Raw genomic sequence first — 18930 nt, 5'->3', positions numbered from 1 at the left:
AGAGGGGAATTTAATTTATCTAATAAGGGGCTTTTTGCCATAAAAAAAGCCCCCTTACTGTTTAGCAAGGAGGCATAAGCTGAAAGTCGGTTTGAGAATCTACAGATTAGGGTGGGTGGCCCTAATTTTTACTTTCAGTGTTTGGCTAAAGACATAGTAAAAAAGATATTGATAAGCTTAAATTCAAGAAAACCAATCTAAAGTTAAGGTGGCACAAAACATTCCTTATCTCGCTCATTTTTATGAGGCTATTCGCTTTTTAATGATAAGAAAAACATAAAAACATGGTACTTTAAGGACATAGAATTCTATCTTTTCAGTAATGGAAAGCATTTATGTTAGAGGCAATATGAGTACTAAAAACTATTCATTAGGTCAGATTGGCGACTATGAGATTAAACAATTAAAAGTGTTTAAAACTGTAGTGGACTGTGGTGGTTTCTCAGCCGCAGAAACCGCATTAAACATTGGTCGCTCTACCATTAGTCTTCATATCTCAAACCTTGAGTCACGGTTAAACTTAAGTCTGTGTAAGCGTGGCCGTGCTGGTTTCTCTCTAACACAAGAAGGTCAGATTATTTATCAAATGACCAATGAATTACTGGATTCGTTGGAGGGCTTTCGAACCACGGTCAATAACCTCAATGCTAGCCTGACAGGTAAACTGCGAGTCGCTTTATCGGATACAGTGAGCCTTGATGAACGTAGCCAGTTCCCTGATTTGATTCGAGGGTTTAGCGCACAAGCCAGTGAAGTTATGCTACATACCAATGTGGCGCCTATGGCAGACATTGAACGTATGGTGCTCAACGATGAGGCCGATATCGGCTTTATTCCTTACCACAGACAACTAGACGGGCTGAATTACATCCCTTTGTATCAAGACACTTGTTATCTTTACTGCCATGCTTCTCACCCTTTGGTAAGCATGTCTGAAACAGAGCAAAAACAAGGGGTGAATGAGTTTCCGACTACCCATGCTGGGGTGAAACCCCATGAAGGTATTAGTGTACAGATTAATGAAATGAACCTATCTGCCGTCTCTTATTTTTACGATACGCGCTTAGCTTTAATTTTGTCGGGCCAATATATAGGCTTTTTACCTGATTTTTATGCGCAAGCCTACATTGATAAAGGTGAGCTGGTGGCAGTATTAGCAGAACAAATTAGCTATGACTTGGGGGTCGCTGTGATTAGTCGTAAAACGGCCCAGCCAAATAAGGCCCGTGAGCTTTTCATCGATATTATCAGTAACAAGTTTGCTAAATAAAATAGGCGTACTTACTTCTCTAGTTTGAAGGACACATAAAAAAAGAGCCAAAAGGCTCTTTTTTTATGTGATGAGCGAAATGAAAGCCAAACCCTTAGGTTAGCTCGGCAAAGCAAGCCTTTAGAATTTCCATACCTTCATCAAGAATGCTGAATTCTGCTGTTAATGCAGGTAAGAAACGAATCACATTTCCTCGAATACCGCAGGATAACAGGATTAGACCTTTTTCAGAGGCTTTAGACACTAACGCCTTGGTTAGCTCTGGGTTAGGCTGATTCACATCCCCATTTTTAACGAGCTCTAAGGCTATCATGGCGCCTGAGTTACGTATGTTGCCAACGAGATCTGTATGCAATTCTTTTATGTCATGAAGATGTGTCACCATATGCTCGCCTATTTGAGTCGCACGCTCACATAACTTCTCTTCTTTGATGACATCAAAGACTGCCAAGGCCGCTGCGCAACCTACAGGTGAACCACCATAGGTGCCGCCTAGGCCACCAGGAATCGGTGCATCCATAATGTCCGTTTTACCGACAACCGCAGCAATGGGGAAACCACCAGCAATACCTTTTGCTGCTGTCATCAAGTCCGCTTCTACCCCAGATTTTTCATGGGCAAACATGCTACCAGTTCGGGCAAAGCCAGTTTGGATCTCATCCATAATCAAGAGAATGCCATGTTCATCACAAATAGCACGCAGTGCTTGTAAGAGCTCAGCTGGCGCTTGATAAAAGCCCCCTTCCCCTTGTACTGGCTCGATAATGATCGCCGCCACGCGGGAAGCTTCAATATCACAGGTAAAGCGCATTTTAAGATCATTTAACGACTGTTCAACACTGACCCCATGGTATTCATTTGGATAAGGCACATGGAAGATGTCTGATGGGAAAGGACCAAAGCCAACCTTGTAAGGGGCAACTTTTCCGGTTAATCCCATGGTCATATTGGTACGGCCGTGAAAGCCCCCATTAAAGGCGATCACACCAGGACGACCTGTATAAGCTCGAGCGATTTTGACACAGTTTTCTACCGCTTCTGCGCCTGTGGTGACTAAAATACTTTTCTTAGGTGTTGGGCCAGGTGCGGCCGCGTTTAGTTTTTCTGACAGCTCAACCGCAGATTCATATGGGCTAACCATGACACAAGTATGAGTAAAGCGTTCCACCTGAGCCATTACCGCGGCTTTTACTTTTGGGTGGTTGTGGCCAGTGTTTACCACTGCGATCCCCGCACCAAAATCAATATAGCGTTTACCTTCTACGTCCCAGACTTCAGCATTTTGTGCTCTGTCCACATAAACAGCTGCCATATTGCCTTGCCCGCGAGCCATGGCGTTTTCTTTTCTTACTTGTAAGTTAGCGTTTTTCATTGTCATCTCCGGTCTTACTCGTCTTATCAGCGAACCGTCATTAGCGGTTTGTCTTAGTTATTTTTGGGACGAGATTAAGAAAAGCTTGGCTTTAACTTAATCCGCCCATGCATAAGTATTTGGTTTCAACATATTCTTCTATGCCGTATTTAGAGCCTTCACGGCCGCTGCCTGATTCTTTAATTCCGCCAAATGGGGCAACTTCACTGGAGATAATGCCTTCATTGATACCCACCATGCCGTATTCAAGGGCTTCGGATACACGCCAGATGCGACTCAAGTTTTGGGAATAGAAATAGGAAGCAAGACCAAATGGGGTATTGTTTGCCATGGCGATGGCTTCTTCTTCGGTTTTAAAGCGGAACAGTGGCGCAACTGGGCCGAAGATCTCGTTATGGAAAATATCCATATCTTGTGTCACATCCGTTAGGACAGTGGCTTGATAAAATTGGCTACCTGCTTCGCTGGCTTTATCACCACCGGTTAGGACTTTTGCCCCTTTCACCACAGCACTGTTCACTAAGGCTTCTACCTTATTGATTGCTGCTTGGTTAATAAGCGGCCCGATAGCAACCCCCGCTTCTTGGCCATCTCCTACTTTCATTTCAGCGACTTTGGCAGCAAGTTTGGCGGCAAATTCATCATAAATGCCCTCTTGAATCAGCATGCGATTGGCACAAACACAGGTTTGGCCCGCATTACGGTATTTAGAGGCAATGGCGCCTTCAACTGCCGCATCGATATCTGCATCATCAAAAACGATAAAGGGGGCGTTACCGCCAAGTTCCATTGAGGTACGTTTTACGGTTTGAGCACACTGACTTAGCAATAATTTACCGACAGGGGTAGAGCCGGTAAAACTCAGCTTGCGTATACTTGGGTGGCTGGTCAGTACGCCGCCAATATCAGCCGCATTTTTACCCACCACCACATTGATTACCCCCGCTGGAATACCTGCTTGATGGGCAAGCTCTGCTAAAGCAAGTGCACATAGAGGCGTTTCGTCAGAGGGTTTGATGACTATGGTACAACCTGCTGCTAGAGCAGGGCCTACCTTACGAGTAATCATGGCAATCGGAAAATTCCAAGGTGTCACTGCGGCCACGACACCCACAGCTTGCCTGATAGTCATGATGCGCTTGTCTTTGGCAAAGGTCGGAATAGTATCGCCGTAAATACGACGCGCTTCATCGGCAAACCAATCAATAAATGAGGCGCCGTAAGCGACTTCACCTTTTGCTTCGGCTAACGGCTTACCTTGCTCTAAGGTCATTAAGAGGGCTAAGTCGTCTTGGTTTTCAAGAATAAGCTGATTCCAACGGCGAAGTAATGTTGCACGTTCTTTTGCGGTGTGTGCTTGCCAAGGTTTAAGTGCCGCTTCTGCTGCTGTCACTGCGTCTTGTGTATCGCTAGCACCAAGGTCAGCAACCTCTGTTAAAAAAACACCATTAGCTGGGTTAGCAACAGAAAAGGTTTTACCTGACTTCGCACTCACCCACTGTCCATTGACGTAGGAGGTTTGTCTAAAAAGGCTTTGGTTGCTTAGCTTTATTGTTGTTTGTGAAGTTTGCATCGTCTACTCCAGACTCAAATATTGATTTCAAATACCTATGTCTCAATATTCAATCATAAGGTTTTGGAACATTGATAGTGACTTGCTTCGATACTAGCTAAAACTTGTCAGAAAGAAGATGTGATTAAATCGCTTTAATGTTTGATGTCTTTCAAACAATGCCTTTTTTTGATCGAAAACATCCCCGTCTATCTCAATTAAATAAGCTGAATGAAATAAAGGCTTTTAGCTAATTGAATTCATTAGGAAAAAACTAAAACCAACTTAATTTTTCTTAATATTTGAGTCATTTATTAAGGTGATCTGTTTGAACTTGACTAGGAATTAATTTAGTATCCTCAAAAAGAAAGCGCTTTCTTTTTGGTTTTATAGAATATAAATATCCATTAAGGTATTGATATTAATGGATTTAATAATAAAAATTAAAATAATAAAAGGATATTAATCATGTTGAAAAATGGCAGGGCCATAGGCTTACTTATTGGGGCATGTCTCGTGTCCAATGTAGTGACAGCAGACTATCAAACAGGTGGAACCTTAAGAGTTCCTATTATCAATACAGGTTTTGTTGAAAACTATAATCCCTACACTACCAAGGACTTACTGCACGGCGTCATGTTTGAGCCCCTGTTTATGTACAACAATATGACAGGAGAAACGGATTACCGTTTAGCAGAGACAGTAGAGTACTCGGAAGATTTAAAGCGTTTGACGATTAAACTAAAGCCCGGTTTAAAATGGTCAGACGGGAAAGCGCTTTCTGCAAAAGATGTCGCCTTTAGTTTTAACCTGGTTAAGTCAGTGCCTGCTTTTGATGTAAAAGGGATTTGGTCAAAAGGTCAGCTCAAAAAAGTGACTCAACTGGATGACAGAAGTATTGAACTTGAGTTGCATCAAGCCGATGCAAATATGATTTGGAATCTCCCTCATTATCATATCTTGCCCCAGCATACTTGGGCTGGACAAGACAACTACCCTACCTTTACCAATGCTGACAACCCTGTCGGTAATGGCCCTATGACTGAGGTGAGTTACAACAAACCCCAGCAAATGCAATTATGTCGAAATCCAAACTATTACCTAAAAGGTCTGCCTTACCTAGACTGTATCCAATATAAATCCTTCAATGATAACTCGCAAATTCAGCCTGCTTTGATGAAAGGACAAATTGATTGGGGGTCGAATTTTATTGCTGATGTAGAAAAAACCTTTGTCGCTAAAGATAAAGAGAATCACCATATCTGGTATCCACCCAATGATGCCGTGCATTTCTATATTAATACCAAGAAAAAGCCCTTTGATAATCTAGCCGTAAGACAAGCGCTGTCTATGGCGATAGATAGAGAGGCCATTGTCGATATTGCCGCTTATGGTTACCCCACAGTTAACTTTAATATGGGTGGCTTAGGTGAGCTTTATAAGGATTCAATCAGTGAGGAGGTAAGAAAAGAGTTTGGTTACCTGTCTGAATATAATCCAGAAGCCGCCAAGGCACTATTAGATCAAGCAGGTTTAATAGACAGAGATGGAGATGGCGTACGAGAAACCCCAGAAGGCCGTCCCTTAGCGTTTGATATACAAGTGGTTAATGGTTGGACTGACTGGATTCAAGTGGTGCAAATGGCGGGTGAATACTATGCCGAGATTGGGATTCAAGCTAACTTAAAAACAGTGGATTGGGGAGTCTATGATAAAGCCTTAAAGCAAGGTGACTATGAGGTGGCAATTAACTGGTCACTGGCCGCTCCGAACCCGATTAAGGTCTATGAAGAATACTTTGCTTCGTCGCGTATTGGTAAAGCCTTTCATGCGGGCCATGGTTTTCATAACCCCATGTTAGATGCCTTAATTCAAGATTTCGGTACCTTAAGAGACAGTCAAAAACAACATGATATTCTGAATAAATTACAGCGAGTAACCGCTGAAAATCTGCCTTTTATTCCTTTGTTTTCGAACCCTACTTGGTTCCAGTTTAATACTTCAAACATCGTTGGATGGCCTTCTGAGGAAGATCCCTATGTGCACCCTGTTTGGTATGACGGTGGCAAAAGAGTCGTACTGTTAAATCGATTGCACTTGAAATGATTAATGGCCTCTAGCCAAGTGCTAGAGGCCTTAAGTGAGAAGTATTATGCATTATATTGTTCGACAGCTGGGCTTTTACCTGACAGCTTTTTTAATCGCGATTTCCTTTAATTTCATGTTGCCAAGACTGATGCCGGGAGACCCTCTCGATGCTTTATTTTCAGCAACACAAGGACGCATGGATGAGACGCAAATGGCCGCTATACGTGAGATGTACGGCTTTATGGATGGTTCTATTATTGAACAATATCTGGCCTATTTGTATAGCATTATCAGCCTAGATTTAGGGCCTTCGGTGTTGATGTTTCCTGTGTCTGTGACCCAGGTAATAGGCCAAGCCTTGCCTTGGACTATCTTTTTGGCGCTGGGCTCCTTGATTGTGGCTTTGATCATAGGGATCTCAATTGGCACCTATGCTTCCTATCACAGAAGTGGTTTTTTTGGTCAGGTCGTGCCCCCTGTATTAGCTTTTATTAGTAACTTCCCTTATGTGGTGACGGCATTAATCTTGTTTTACATCTTTGGTGTGCAGCTGGATATTTTGCCGATTTCTTATACCTATGACCCAGATTTAACGCCTGGCTTTCATTGGGATTTTATCTTGAGTGTGATTAAGCACGCCATATTGCCTATGGGCTCCATGATTTTGGTCGGGGTCGCCACTTGGGTCTTCAATATGCGTAACGCCATGATTAATGTGCTCGGTGAGGACTATATCACTATGGCTGAAGCCAAAGGTTTAAGCAGCACCCGGGTGATGACACGCTACGCTGGCAGAAATGCCATCTTGCCCGTGGCAACCGCGATTGCCATGGCCATAGGTTTCTCCTTTGCCGGTTCTATTTTAACTGAGGTGGTTTTTAACTATCAGGGGCTGGGGAATGTCTTGTTAAAGGGCATAGTGGCCCGTGATTACCCATTGATTCAAGCCATTCTATTGATCCTAGTGGTCGCAGTACTCACGGCAAATTTTATTGCCGATCTGGTTTATGTCTGGTTAGACCCTAGAATTTCAAAGTGAGAAAGAGCATGAAACAAATACCAATTCATGGGGATGCGCTTGTATCACCGGATAAACCAAAAGCAAACTTAATCTACAAAAACTTGGGCTCAAAACTAAAGGCTTTTTGGTCTTTTTTCGAAGGCAATCCTCCAGCCCTTATCGGAGGATTTTTACTTACCTTGATTATGACAATGGCGGTTTTAGCGCCTGTTTTAGCGAGCCATGATCCTGATAGACGAGTCGCTCGTTCCCATGTGGAGCCCAGTGCTAAGCATTTTTTAGGCTCGACTCGAAGCGGGAGGGATGTTTATAGCCAGTTGTTATTTGGAGCACAAAAAACCCTTTCCGTTGCCCTAGCGGCGGGTGCCATTGCGGTATTCATTGCCATCGGGGTCGGGGTGACAGCAGGCTATATGGGAGGACGAGTAGACAGCTACCTCAACTTTTTGACCAATGTGTTTCTTGTCTTTCCGCAGCTCCCCTTGCTCATCGTACTGGCTGCCTTCTTAGGTCAGGTTAGTTCGTTAGTCATTACTCTCTTGCTAGGCCTTACATCTTGGCCTTGGGTTGCCAGAGTGATTCGTTCTCAGACCCTGTCTTTACGTCATAAAGAGTTTGTCATTTCGGCAGAAGTGATGGGGGAATCTAGGTGGCGGATTATTTTGGTAGAGATACTGCCTAACCTAGTTTCTATCGTATTTGGTGGCTTCTTAGGCACCACTATTTATGCCATGGGAGCGGAGGCTGGGCTAGGAATTCTCGGTCTTGGGGACTCTACAGAAGTCAGCTGGGGCTCTATGTTGTATTGGGCGCAGACCTCTTCGTCTCTTTTCACTGGGGCTTGGTGGGAAATGTTGGCGCCTGCCATGGCGTTGGCGTTAACCGGTGGCGCACTGGCCTTAATAAATATGTCTATTGATCAAATGAGCAACCCTAAGCTTAAGACAGGGAAGCACATGAAGTTATGGAAAAAGCTTAAACGTGAAGCGGATCAACGCAGGGGGCTAGTATGAGTGAAGTATTATTAGAGATTAACAACTTATGTGTTGATTATGTCTTGCCTAACGGCATCGCCCGTGCAGTCAATAATGTCTCTTTAAGTATTAAAAAAGGAGAAACCTTAGGCCTTGCAGGTGAGTCTGGTTGTGGCAAAAGTACCCTCGCCTTTTCAATTTCTAATTTACACAAGGCGCCGGCGTTAATTTCAGAAGGAGAGATTCTTTTTCAGGGGCAAGATGTGCTTAAAATGCGCCCTAAAACCCTCAAGGCTTACCGTTGGAATAATGTCTCTGTGGTGTTTCAAAGCGCCATGAACTCTTTAAACCCGGTAATCAGTATTGCAGAGCAGCTGACAGATGTCATTCGAGCGCACACCAAAGCGTCAGCAAAGGATGCCGAACTAAGAGCAATCGAGTTATTGGAAATAGTCGGGATTCATAAAGAGCGTCTACATAGCTTTCCATATCAATTAAGTGGCGGTATGCGCCAGCGTGTGGTGATCGCCATTGCCCTCGCCCTAGAACCTGAACTGATTATTATGGATGAGCCCACCACAGCGCTGGATGTGGTAGTAGAAAGAGAGATTCTCAATCAGCTTTATGAGTTGAAGCAAACCTTTGGTTTTTCAATCTTATTTATTAGTCATGATTTAAGTCTGATGGCTGAAATAGCAGATCGTATTGGTGTCATGTACGCGGGTAATTTAATTGAACTAGGTTTAGCTAAAGAGGTATTTCATCACCCTATTCACCCTTATACCAAGGGCCTTGTTAGTTCCTTCCCAAGTATTCATGGGCCGAAAGAAACTTTATATGGCATACCGGGTAGCCCGCTTAACCTGCTAGATAAACCTCAAGGCTGTGACTTTCAAGCCCGTTGTCCTGATTGTCATCATAAGTGTCAGCAAGAGGTTCCTCGTCTTAGTAGTGATACCCCAGACCGTCTAGTTGCCTGTCATAATCTATAAGGATTGAAACCATGATGAATGAACTGAATACGCCTGTGTTAAAGGCGTCGGGTCTGATTAAAGACTTTCCTATAGGGTCAGGTAATAAGGCCAGCATGCGTGCCCTCAATGATATTTCATTTGAATTGCATAAGGGGCAAGCCTTGGCCATTGTCGGAGAATCTGGCTCTGGGAAGAGTACCAGTGCCCGTATTTTGTCTCGTATTTTTGAAGAAACAGCGGGTCTCATTGAATATAAGGGCATCAAGCTAAAAGATTTTATTAAAAAATTTGGTCGACTTGAGTATGCCAGACAAGTGCAAATGGTGTTTCAAGACCCTTTTGGCTCGTTAAACCCAGTACATACTATTTACCATCATATTGCGCGCCCTCTGTTAATCCATAAGCGGACGGATAAACAGGGAGTAGAACAGGCGGTATATGATCTATTGGAGTTAGTTGGCCTATCGCCAGCCTATGAAACTTCGCTGAAATACCCTCATCAATTAAGTGGTGGTCAACGTCAAAGGGTTGCTATTGCAAGGGCGATAGCGGTTGAGCCTGAGGTTATTTTGGCCGATGAACCCATCTCCATGTTGGATGTGTCAGTGCGCCTAGGCATTTTAAACTTAATGGCGGAGTTAAAAGATAAAAGAGGCATCTCCTTCATGTATATCACCCATGATATTGCCACTGCACGCTACTTTGCTGAGAAAACCGCCGTTATGTACCTAGGGCACATGGTTGAGTGGGGAGACAGTGATGCCGTGACCCAAACGCCACAACACCCTTATACCCAGCTGCTTTTATCCGCAGTAGCTGACTCAGCACGTAAAGACACAGTCGAATTTAAAGCCAATACGGGGGAGATTCCCTTATGGGGTAAAGAGAGTAAGGGCTGCCCTTTTGTCTCCCGCTGTCACAAGGTGATCGAACCATGTCATCAAACCATGCCAGCGATTAAAGAAATCAGCAGTGGACACTTTATTCGCTGCTACCAAGTTTAATCTTTATTTAAAAGACAGCGCTTTGATTCGCGATTAAATATGCACAGCTGCGCTAAATTAATTTTTATGAGTACAGATATATGACAATTCAATATTATCAAGACTGGCCAAACTTAGCGGACTTTAATACTAAGGACGCCAGCATGGAAAAAGAGATAGAAGACCTCTTAGCTAAGATGAGTTTGGCGGAGAAAGTCGGTCAAATGATCCAACCAGAATTAAGGTCTATTACACCAGCAGAGTTCGAACAATATAAGTTTGGCTCCTTGTTAAATGGCGGTGGTGCTTGGCCAGATAATAACAAACATGCTAGCGCCCTTGCTTGGGCGAAAAAAGCGGACGAATATTGGCAAGCAACAGAAGCGGCTTATCAGGGTCGAGGCTTTCGTATCCCCTTTATTTGGGGAACCGACGCCGTGCATGGTCATAACAATGTTTTAGGGGCGACTATCTTCCCTCATAACATAGGTTTGGGGGCCATGGGTGATACGGACTTAATTGAAAAAATTGCGGCTATCACAGCCAAAGAAGTGCGTGCTACTGGGATTGAATGGACTTTTTCACCATCAGTTTCTACCCCAAGGCATTATGGTTGGGGGCGTGTTTATGAGGGCTATTCTGAGGACCCAGAAGTAGTTGAAGCCTATGCCAAAGCCATGGTGCAAGGGCTGCAAGGGGAAAATCATGCGCTAAACGCACAGCATGTCATTTCTACCGCTAAGCATTGGATTGGAGACGGAGGCACCTTTGGCGGCGTTGATAGAGGGCAAAACTTTTACAGTGAAGAAGCCCTAATGAACCTTCATGGTCAAGGTTATTTCAGTGCAATTAAGGCCGGTGTTCAAAGCATCATGGTGTCCTTTAATAGCTGGGACAACCCTAACAACTATCAGCATCAAATTGGCCAAGAAAATGCGCTTAAAAATGATCAAGAACAGACATACAACTATAAGATTCATGGTAGTCACTATCTGATCAGTGAGGTCTTAAAAGGCAAGATAGGCTTTGATGGGGTGGTTATCTCGGATTGGAATGGCCATGCAGAAGTGTCTCTTGCCAATAATGGTAATGCTAACTTTGTGGTGAATGCGGGCATGGATATCTTGATGGTGCCTGAGAAGGAAGATTGGTTAGCTGTGTATGACAACCTGCTAACAGGGGCGGAAACCGGTGAGGTGCCACTTGCGCGAATTGACGATGCGGTAAGACGCATATTACGTATGAAAAAACGGGCTCATCTTTGGTCACTCAGCTCACCAAGTAGCCGAAAATTTAGTGGCGATCAATCTCTTATTGGTCATGCTGATCATAAAGCCGTTGCTCGCGAAGCGGTTTCTAAATCACTGGTTTTATTGAAAAATAATCAAAAACTTTTGCCTTTAAATCGTACTAAGGTTGCCGTATTAGGGGCCGCTAGCGATAGCTTTGGCCCGCAACTTGGTGGTTGGAGTATGACTTGGCAAGGCAGTGAAACCAGCGCTAGCGATTTCCCTGATACCCATACTTTTTTAAGTGCCACTCAGGCTTATTTAGGCCATGAGAATGTGCTGGATCACTTAGATACTAAAGTGAAAAGGCAGGATGTTGAGCAGGTGATTATGGTTTTCGGGGAAGCGCCTTATGCTGAAATGCTAGGGGATTTGCAAGACTTTGAATCCTTAGATCAAATTGCTTTAGGTGCTCAAGGGGACTTGGCTCGGCTAAAACAATATAAGGCTTTAGGTTATCAGGTCACAACGGTTTTATATTCTGGCCGTCCTATTTATATTAATGAGATTCTCAATTATTCCGATGCCGTGATTGCTGCTTGGTTGCCTGGATCCATGATTGAAGGTGCCTTTGATGTGATCTTCAAAAATGCTGAAGGTCAGGTGAACCGTGACTTTAGCGGTAAACTCTCCTTTAGTTGGCCGAAGCAAAAGTTTGCTAAAAATGTAAATCGATCGAATCGTAAATTAGCGATCAAAGCCTTGGGTGTAACTGAAGATAGCGAAGAAAAAATTCTGTTTCCTTACGGTTATGGTTTAGATTACAGGCAAGATACGCCAGTCATGCCAGAGGTTGAGCTAGATAAGGTGAGCCCACTGGATATTGAGCAGGTAGAGGAAGTACGCTTATTTGGTGCAGACAGTTTACGAAATATGAGTTTTGAAATTGAGCAGCAAGAAAATCGTCAAGTCATCTCTCGTAACTCATTCACTCAGCTAGATAAAATCCTATTAGAGCCGATTAATTATCAACACCAGCAAGATGCCATTAAGATAGAAGCGCAGACAGGTGCAGAAGCCAGTATTGAGCTTAAGCAGCTAGCCAGTTTGAACTTATCGGATCGAGACCTTTTGATTGATGTTAAGTGTCAGACAAAGCCTAGCCAAGTGAGCTTTTATATTGGTGATGATGAGGTGTTTGGTGGGCATGATTGGCTTGAGTCCCTTGAGATTGGGGACTGGTCTCAAATCCGCTTTAGTGGCGCAAATAAACTGGGCAGTCTCTTATTATCCATGAAAATTCATGGCAAAATAAGCTTGTCGATAGGTAATATTAGAGCGGTAAAATCTGGCTTTTAAGCTCAACTTCCCTTTTTTAAACCTGTACAGAGGTTAGGTTTTACTGTGTTAATCACTCAGTAAAACCCAATGTATTTAGATGATTCTCGAACAATAGATGGATAGGAACACACCCTTGATTACGATTAAAGAAGTAGCAGAACTCGCTCAGGTATCTCAATCAACGGTGTCGAGAACATTAAATGATCATCCCACAGTAAAAGAAAAAAACCGGCAAAAAGTGTATGAGGCAATCGAAAAGCTAGGTTATAAACCTAATGCCTTTGCCCAAGCGCTGGCCTCTAGCCGTTCTAATAGTATTGGCATGGTGGTCGGCTCTCTAGATGGTCCTTTCTTTGGTCCTTTGATGCATCAGGTAGAAGATACTGTCAGGGAGAAAAACCTGCATTTGATTTTAACAAGTGGTCATCAAGATAAGGAAAAAGAGACAGATGCCATACGTTTTCTTCAATCAAAACAAGTGGATGGCTTAATTCTTAACTCAGATAAACTTGAAGATGAGGCATTAATTAAACTGGTAGAAGAGAACCCTGCCACCATAATCGTCAACCGTCATATTGAGTCGATCGCTAAACACTGTGTCTTTATTGATAATGAGTTAGGCGGTTATATTGCCACTGAGCACCTGCTTAAATCAGGCCATAGAAAAATCGCCTGTATCACAGGTCCCAAAGATAATCTGGACAGTCAAAACAGATTACTAGGCTACAAAAAAGCCTTGGCAGATTACCAGGTCAACTTTGATGAAAGTTTGATCGCTGAAGGTCGATTTGATCACCATGGTAATTATGATGTGGCTAATAACCTATTGAGCAATAACCCTGGTATTACCGCGGTTTTTTGCCAAAACGATAATATTGCCCTGTCTGTCTATGATGTGTGTGGCCTGCTTAATTTAAAAGTGGGTGAAGATATGTCTGTGGTGGGGTTTGATAATGATATCTACAGCCAATACTTAAGACCTAAGCTTACGACAGTAAACTTCCCTAATCGAGAAATGGGCCTTGAAGCCGCAAAACGGGTGATTTCTTTGTTAAACAAAACAGATCACCAAGTGGATAATGCTCTTACGCCGAGTTTGATTGAGAGACACTCGGTTAAGGTCTTCAATTAAGTTGAAAAAAGCCTAGGGAAAGGCCGATATGAAAGCAGAGAAGGATTCATCTCTGTCTTTAGCTGTTTGACATGGAAAGCCAATATGCCATCGACTCCTTCGTTTATTGTCGGGTCAAAAAATACATTTTTACTATGCCAAACAATAGGTTGGCTTTTATATATTGTCTTTATTTATCTCGCCTATGGGGTGGATTCTTCCCACTCACCCGCTAAGGTCTTACTCTATTATGCTTGTGAAATGCTATTTGGATTTGCGCTAACCTGCATATTAAAGCATCCCTTACAAAAAGCCCTACAATGCTCGCCTCCTTGGCTTATTTTAATCAGTACTAGCCTTGTTCTAATGACAGCTTATAGCTGGACCCTGTTAAAAGTGGCTGTTTTTCATCGTTTATTTGATTTATTAGCCCATCAGACTCTGCTTCAAACCACGCAAGAATGGTTGCCAAATTCTCTTTCTACCCTTGCTGCTTGGTGCGCAATTTATTTTGCTTTTCACTTTGGTAAGGCTAATGCCGCGCAAGAAAAAACCCTGTTAAAACTCGAATCTCAAGCCGTTGAAAGCAAGCTTAAAATGTTGAGGTATCAGCTTAATCCGCATTTTCTGTTTAATACCTTAGCCAGTATTCGTGCCTTAGTGGGGGAAGATAAAGCCAAGGCCCGTAAGATGATTTTAGAGCTGAGTGACTTGCTCAGATATAGCCTTTACTCGGACCCTCTGGCATTACATCCCTTAAGAGATGAGCTTGAGGTCCTTCAGTCTTATATCAATATTGAGAGGATTCGTTACCAAGATAAATTTGTTCTTGAAACCAATATTAGCAATGAGAGCCAGTCTGTACCCATTCCTAGTATGTTACTCCAACCCTTATTTGAAAATATTGTGAAGCACAGTTTGGCGCAGTCTATTGAGCCTATTAGGATCACACTGCAAGCGAAGAGAGAAGAGGCTAGATTGTGCTTATTTATTGAGAATACACTGGCTGAGAAGGCCCTGCTTGAGAAGACATTGGTTGAGACGACTCTGGTTGAGAAAACATTGGTTGAAAAGACATTGTCGTCACCGAAACTCGCCCCTCTAGACTCTTCGCAGCAAGGCATAGGACAGAGGAATACTTTGGCAAGGCTGACCTCTTTGTATGGCCAGAGATTTCGTTTTAAGGCCGGTATAAAACATCAGCATGATAAGAAAGTCTATCGAGTAGAGATTGAAATCCCTATTGATAAGGTGCAAGGAGAAGATAATGACTTTGAGAGTGATTATTGCAGATGATGAATCTCTATTACGCAAAGAGCTTAGGGAGCTTATACAGGGGTTCTCTGCTTTAGAGTTAGTCGCAGAGTGCGAAAATGGTATCACTACCTTAGAGGCTATTCATACTCTTAAACCGGATGTGGTGTTTTTAGATATCATGATGCCAGGCATAGATGGCCTTAAATTGGTGGAGCATATTCAACCTGAGGTCATGCCTAAATTGGTGTATATCACGGCGTTTAATCAGTTTGCAGTCAATGCATTCGAGGTTGAGGCGATAGATTATCTGTTAAAGCCGATTAGTGAAACACGCTTTGAAAAAACCATAGATAGGTTGTTAGCAGCTATGCCAATCAGGCCAGAAACTGTCTCTGAAAGTGTGCTTTATCAGAGTCAGGTAAGAAGCAGCGATCAGGCAATGACGACAGTCCAGACGGGTTCGCAAGCTAGCCAGATGCATCGGCAGTCAAAAACACTACCTAATCCAGTGAGCAAAACCTTAGTACTGGATCAGAAGGTGCCCAAAACGGAAGTCAAACTGGAGGATATCGCCTGGGTAGATGCCGCTGGGGATTATATGTGTATTCATGCGAATCAGAAAACCCATATTTTACACAGTACTATGAAGGCGCTATTTAAGCGTTTAGGGCAAGATCAGTTTTGTCGCATACATAGGTCAACCATAGTTAATAAATCTTATATTTCAAAAGCTTACCCTCAATCCAAGGGGGATTATCTGGTTGAGTTAGTGGATGGTACTCAATTAAGATTAAGCCGTACTTATCAGGCTGTATTGGCCGATATTCTCTAGTTAATTTTTAAGCTTTTCCCACTTATCGAATTTTTGTCCAGCTTATCGAATCTCACTTTTGAAAGCGCTTTCTTTGTGTGAGTCTGAAGTCAGTAGCAATTTTCTTACCTGCTACTGTCGCTATCTGTGATGGCTTTTACAAAGCCGCTGCAGAGAGGTTTTTACTTAGTTAAAAGTCAGGATGAAGACATGTTTAAAAATAACAAAAATATAACGCCCTTACTGGCAGGATTACCCTATTTTGCCCTGTGCATGAGCTCGGTTGCGCTAGCAGGCACAGATTATCAAGATGCCTATTGGTCGACACCAGAGGTCAACAGTGATTTTTATGACCAGTTTGATGAAGACAGTCTAGATAGGTCCAAATGGAAGGTTGAAGACGAAATTTATGTCAATGGTGAAGACATTGACTACCAAGATGTAGAGTACCCTGCCAGTGATTGGACTATCGCCTCAGGACAAGCTGATACGGATGCAAGCGATGGTAAATCATTGATTTTAAAAGCGCGATATATGGATGGTGAGATTCAAAACTATTATGGGGACGAAAATGGCAAACCTCTGTTTATCCGTTCTGGACGGATCGAATCGCAGATCACCAATGACACGACTTTCACCTATGGTAAGTTTGAAGCGCGCATTAAAGTGCCCCCTTCCCGCAATGGCGAGTTCCCAGCATGGTGGTTATTAGGTAATTATGATGACGTGGGTTGGACAGCGTGTCAGGAGCTCGACATCATGGAATTTACCGGCAATGTGCCAACTGGTGTGCCCCAAACTCACTGGACAGCACCTTATACCTCTTATGGCTCATTTCGTGCCGATTATGCTGATGTTGATGTCACAGACCCAGAAAATAACTATGTTACCTATGGGGTGATCAAGACCCCAGATTCCGTGGAATGGTATGTTAACGGCATACTGACCAAGACCTTCTCACGGGACAATCAAGCTGATGATCAGCCATGGCCCTATGTCACCCCAATGCGCATGATATTAAACCATGCTATTACCCATACAGACTGGGATGAAGTGGGCAACTATAACCTTTATTCACAAGATCCAGATGTGGAAAATGCGACAGGTTATAGTTATAGCGATGATGCTGGAGTGACCTGGTACGAGTACATAGATGTGGCTTCTATGGATGCCAACATAGGTCGTGAAGGCACAGATTTCATTATCGACTATGTGGCCCATTGGCCCTTACCTGAAACTGATGACAGTTTTCAGTATGTGGATGATTCTAAGTACAGTTTCTTTCGAGATTCGGGCAATACCACAGGGTTTTATAACCTCAAAGGTTGGCTAGCGCCGATTGCGGTAACCGGAGATGATTATCTGGATTACGGTGGTGACGATGATTTTCGTGATAATGGTATAGATAATGCCGCCGATGGCTATGTGGGCTCCAAATGGGCGACCCCGAATGATGATAATCAACACTGGGTTCAAATGGATTATGGGGAAGATAAAGCCATTGATTACCTTTGGTTAGAATGGGGTTGGAACCTACCGAGTCAGTATGATATTTATGCCAAAAAATCGAATGGCAATTGGCAGTTGCTCGAAAGTTCAAGCAATAGCAGTGCTAATTGGGCGACCCATACCTTCGACGTCAACGACACTTACCGCTATTTTAAACTGGTGACCAAGGGCAGAATCGATAAGTCTAACCCTATCTGGTTATTAGAGTTTAAGGCCTTTGAAGAGGTGGCAAACGCCTATCCACAACCGGCTAGCATCAACCAGCTAGATGAGCGTATTAATATGCTGAGCAATGGCGCATTTGATGCTAATACGTCAGGTTGGGGGCAAGAGTTTTATGATGGGGCAGACTATAGTCTTGAGGCAATCAATGGTGAACTTGCTGTAATAATGAATCAAGAAGGGGCTAATTCTGGGTCAGCGCAAACCCATACTTCTGGCTTCTCCCTTGAGCAAAACTATACCTATCATTTGAGCTTTAACGCTAGGACTGACGGGGCGCGAGACCTAATTGTTCGCCTTGCTAATAACTTTGTGAACCCGACTCAAACCTACCTAGAGGAAACCATTAGCCTAAGCGCAGGTATGCAAACTTATAGTTTTGATATCGACTTTAGCAATGACTCTAGTACAGGCCGACTTGCCTTCTTATTTGGTGATATGGGCACCACTGACTTTTATATTGATGATGTAGTGTTGCGCAAAGGCGATTACTTTGGCGAAGGCGACGTTTTGGTTGAAGCCATCGGGCCTGCGAGCTATGTGAGTGAAAGCCAAGGCTGGGAAACCGACTGGTGGGGTGTTGCGTCTCGTGCGGTAGATGGCTCTATCGATACCAAAGCCAGTGGCCAAGATGGTGAGTCTGAAGATCAGATCTTAAGTGTCTCAGTTGAAATTGATGCCTTTTATGAGGTGAAAGCCCTTAAAGTTGCGGGTGATAACTCATCTGATAGAAGTCTGGATCAATTTAGAGCCGAGTATGGTAATGGCAGTGTGTTAATGGACTGGACCACAAGTAACACGGATGGCGAATACGAAACCTTTGAGAACTTTGTCAGCCAGCCTGCCTATGGCGAGCAGAACTTCACCTTCTTCTTTAGCCCGCCAGCGGGTGAGCTTGTGGAAGTGGCTGATGTGCAGTTGATGGCGGTGGATTATATGCCCCATCGTATTTACTCCCTTTCTATGGAGACAGACTATGGCAGCGTCTCCCCTGCAGGAATTGAGCGTTATAGCAAAGAAGGCTATCAGGACCCTGTTTATCACTTTATCCCAAATGCTGGGTACCAAGTGTCGGATGTCTTGATTGATGGGGTCTCAGTGGGTGCAGTGACCCGTTATCAGTTCCATGATGTGACTCAAGATCATACTGTCACGGTAAGCTTTAAAGCGGAATAAAAACCGCGCTTAACAAGGTGAGGAAGGCTTTTCGCTTTAT

Annotated in this window: 13 protein-coding genes; 11 read left to right on the top strand and 2 right to left on the bottom strand. The window is 43.5% G+C overall.

The window, feature by feature from the left end; translation table 11 throughout:
- Nucleotides 1-349 precede the first annotated feature (349 nt).
- A complete protein-coding gene (locus MED121_RS14000) occupies nucleotides 350-1270 on the top strand; it encodes a LysR family transcriptional regulator (protein ID WP_036180801.1) in 921 nt (306 codons plus the stop codon).
- Nucleotides 1271-1364: 94 nt separating this feature from the next.
- On the opposite strand, the gene gabT is transcribed toward MED121_RS14000, so the two are convergent.
- Entirely contained in the window at nucleotides 1365-2642 is a 1278-nt protein-coding gene (gene gabT, locus MED121_RS13995; protein WP_009834370.1) for a 4-aminobutyrate--2-oxoglutarate transaminase, read from the bottom strand.
- A gap of 91 nt (nucleotides 2643-2733) precedes the next feature.
- Nucleotides 2734-4215 carry an NAD-dependent succinate-semialdehyde dehydrogenase gene (locus MED121_RS13990; protein WP_009834369.1) on the bottom strand — a complete coding sequence of 494 codons (1482 nt, stop codon included), beginning with the start codon at nucleotides 4213-4215 and terminating at the stop codon, nucleotides 2734-2736.
- A gap of 447 nt (nucleotides 4216-4662) precedes the next feature.
- Between MED121_RS13990 and MED121_RS13985 the strand changes: the two genes are divergently transcribed.
- The 10 genes from MED121_RS13985 (at nucleotide 4663) to MED121_RS13940 (ending at nucleotide 18890) form a co-directional block, all read left to right on the top strand.
- A complete protein-coding gene (locus tag MED121_RS13985; RefSeq protein ID WP_009834368.1) occupies nucleotides 4663-6300 on the top strand; it encodes an ABC transporter substrate-binding protein in 1638 nt (545 codons plus the stop codon).
- A 46-nt stretch (nucleotides 6301-6346) separates the two neighbouring features.
- Nucleotides 6347-7321, top strand: coding sequence for an ABC transporter permease (locus MED121_RS13980; protein WP_009834367.1), 975 nt, complete (start codon nucleotides 6347-6349; stop codon nucleotides 7319-7321).
- An 8-nt stretch (nucleotides 7322-7329) separates the two neighbouring features.
- The gene (locus MED121_RS13975; protein ID WP_009834366.1) at nucleotides 7330-8316 is read left to right on the top strand and encodes an ABC transporter permease; all 987 of its coding nucleotides are present in this window, start codon (nucleotides 7330-7332) and stop codon (nucleotides 8314-8316) included.
- Entirely contained in the window at nucleotides 8313-9269 is a 957-nt protein-coding gene (locus MED121_RS13970) for an ABC transporter ATP-binding protein (protein ID WP_009834365.1), read from the top strand. Before MED121_RS13975 ends, MED121_RS13970 begins: the two co-directional genes overlap by 4 nt.
- Nucleotides 9270-9280: 11 nt before the next feature.
- Nucleotides 9281-10255, top strand: a complete 975-nt coding sequence (locus MED121_RS13965) for an ABC transporter ATP-binding protein (RefSeq protein WP_009834364.1) — start codon at nucleotides 9281-9283, stop codon at nucleotides 10253-10255.
- Between the two features lie 80 nt (nucleotides 10256-10335).
- Complete coding sequence (locus MED121_RS13960) at nucleotides 10336-12822, top strand: glycoside hydrolase family 3 protein (protein ID WP_009834363.1); 2487 nt, start codon at nucleotides 10336-10338, stop codon at nucleotides 12820-12822.
- A gap of 115 nt (nucleotides 12823-12937) precedes the next feature.
- Entirely contained in the window at nucleotides 12938-13936 is a 999-nt protein-coding gene (locus tag MED121_RS13955; protein WP_036180516.1) for a LacI family DNA-binding transcriptional regulator, read from the top strand.
- An 84-nt stretch (nucleotides 13937-14020) separates the two neighbouring features.
- Nucleotides 14021-15211, top strand: coding sequence for a histidine kinase (locus MED121_RS23780; protein WP_009834361.1), 1191 nt, complete (start codon nucleotides 14021-14023; stop codon nucleotides 15209-15211).
- Nucleotides 15183-16004 (top strand): LytTR family DNA-binding domain-containing protein, encoded by an 822-nt coding sequence (locus tag MED121_RS13945; RefSeq protein ID WP_009834360.1) that lies wholly within the window; start codon nucleotides 15183-15185, stop codon nucleotides 16002-16004. Before MED121_RS23780 ends, MED121_RS13945 begins: the two co-directional genes overlap by 29 nt.
- A gap of 189 nt (nucleotides 16005-16193) precedes the next feature.
- Complete coding sequence (locus MED121_RS13940) at nucleotides 16194-18890, top strand: family 16 glycosylhydrolase (protein ID WP_116371632.1); 2697 nt, start codon at nucleotides 16194-16196, stop codon at nucleotides 18888-18890.
- The last annotated feature ends 40 nt before the right edge of the window (nucleotides 18891-18930 follow it).

The organism is Marinomonas sp. MED121, from assembly GCF_000153025.1.
GTDB lineage: Bacteria > Pseudomonadota > Gammaproteobacteria > Pseudomonadales > Marinomonadaceae > Marinomonas.
This window is presented reverse-complemented; position numbering and strand designations above follow the sequence as displayed.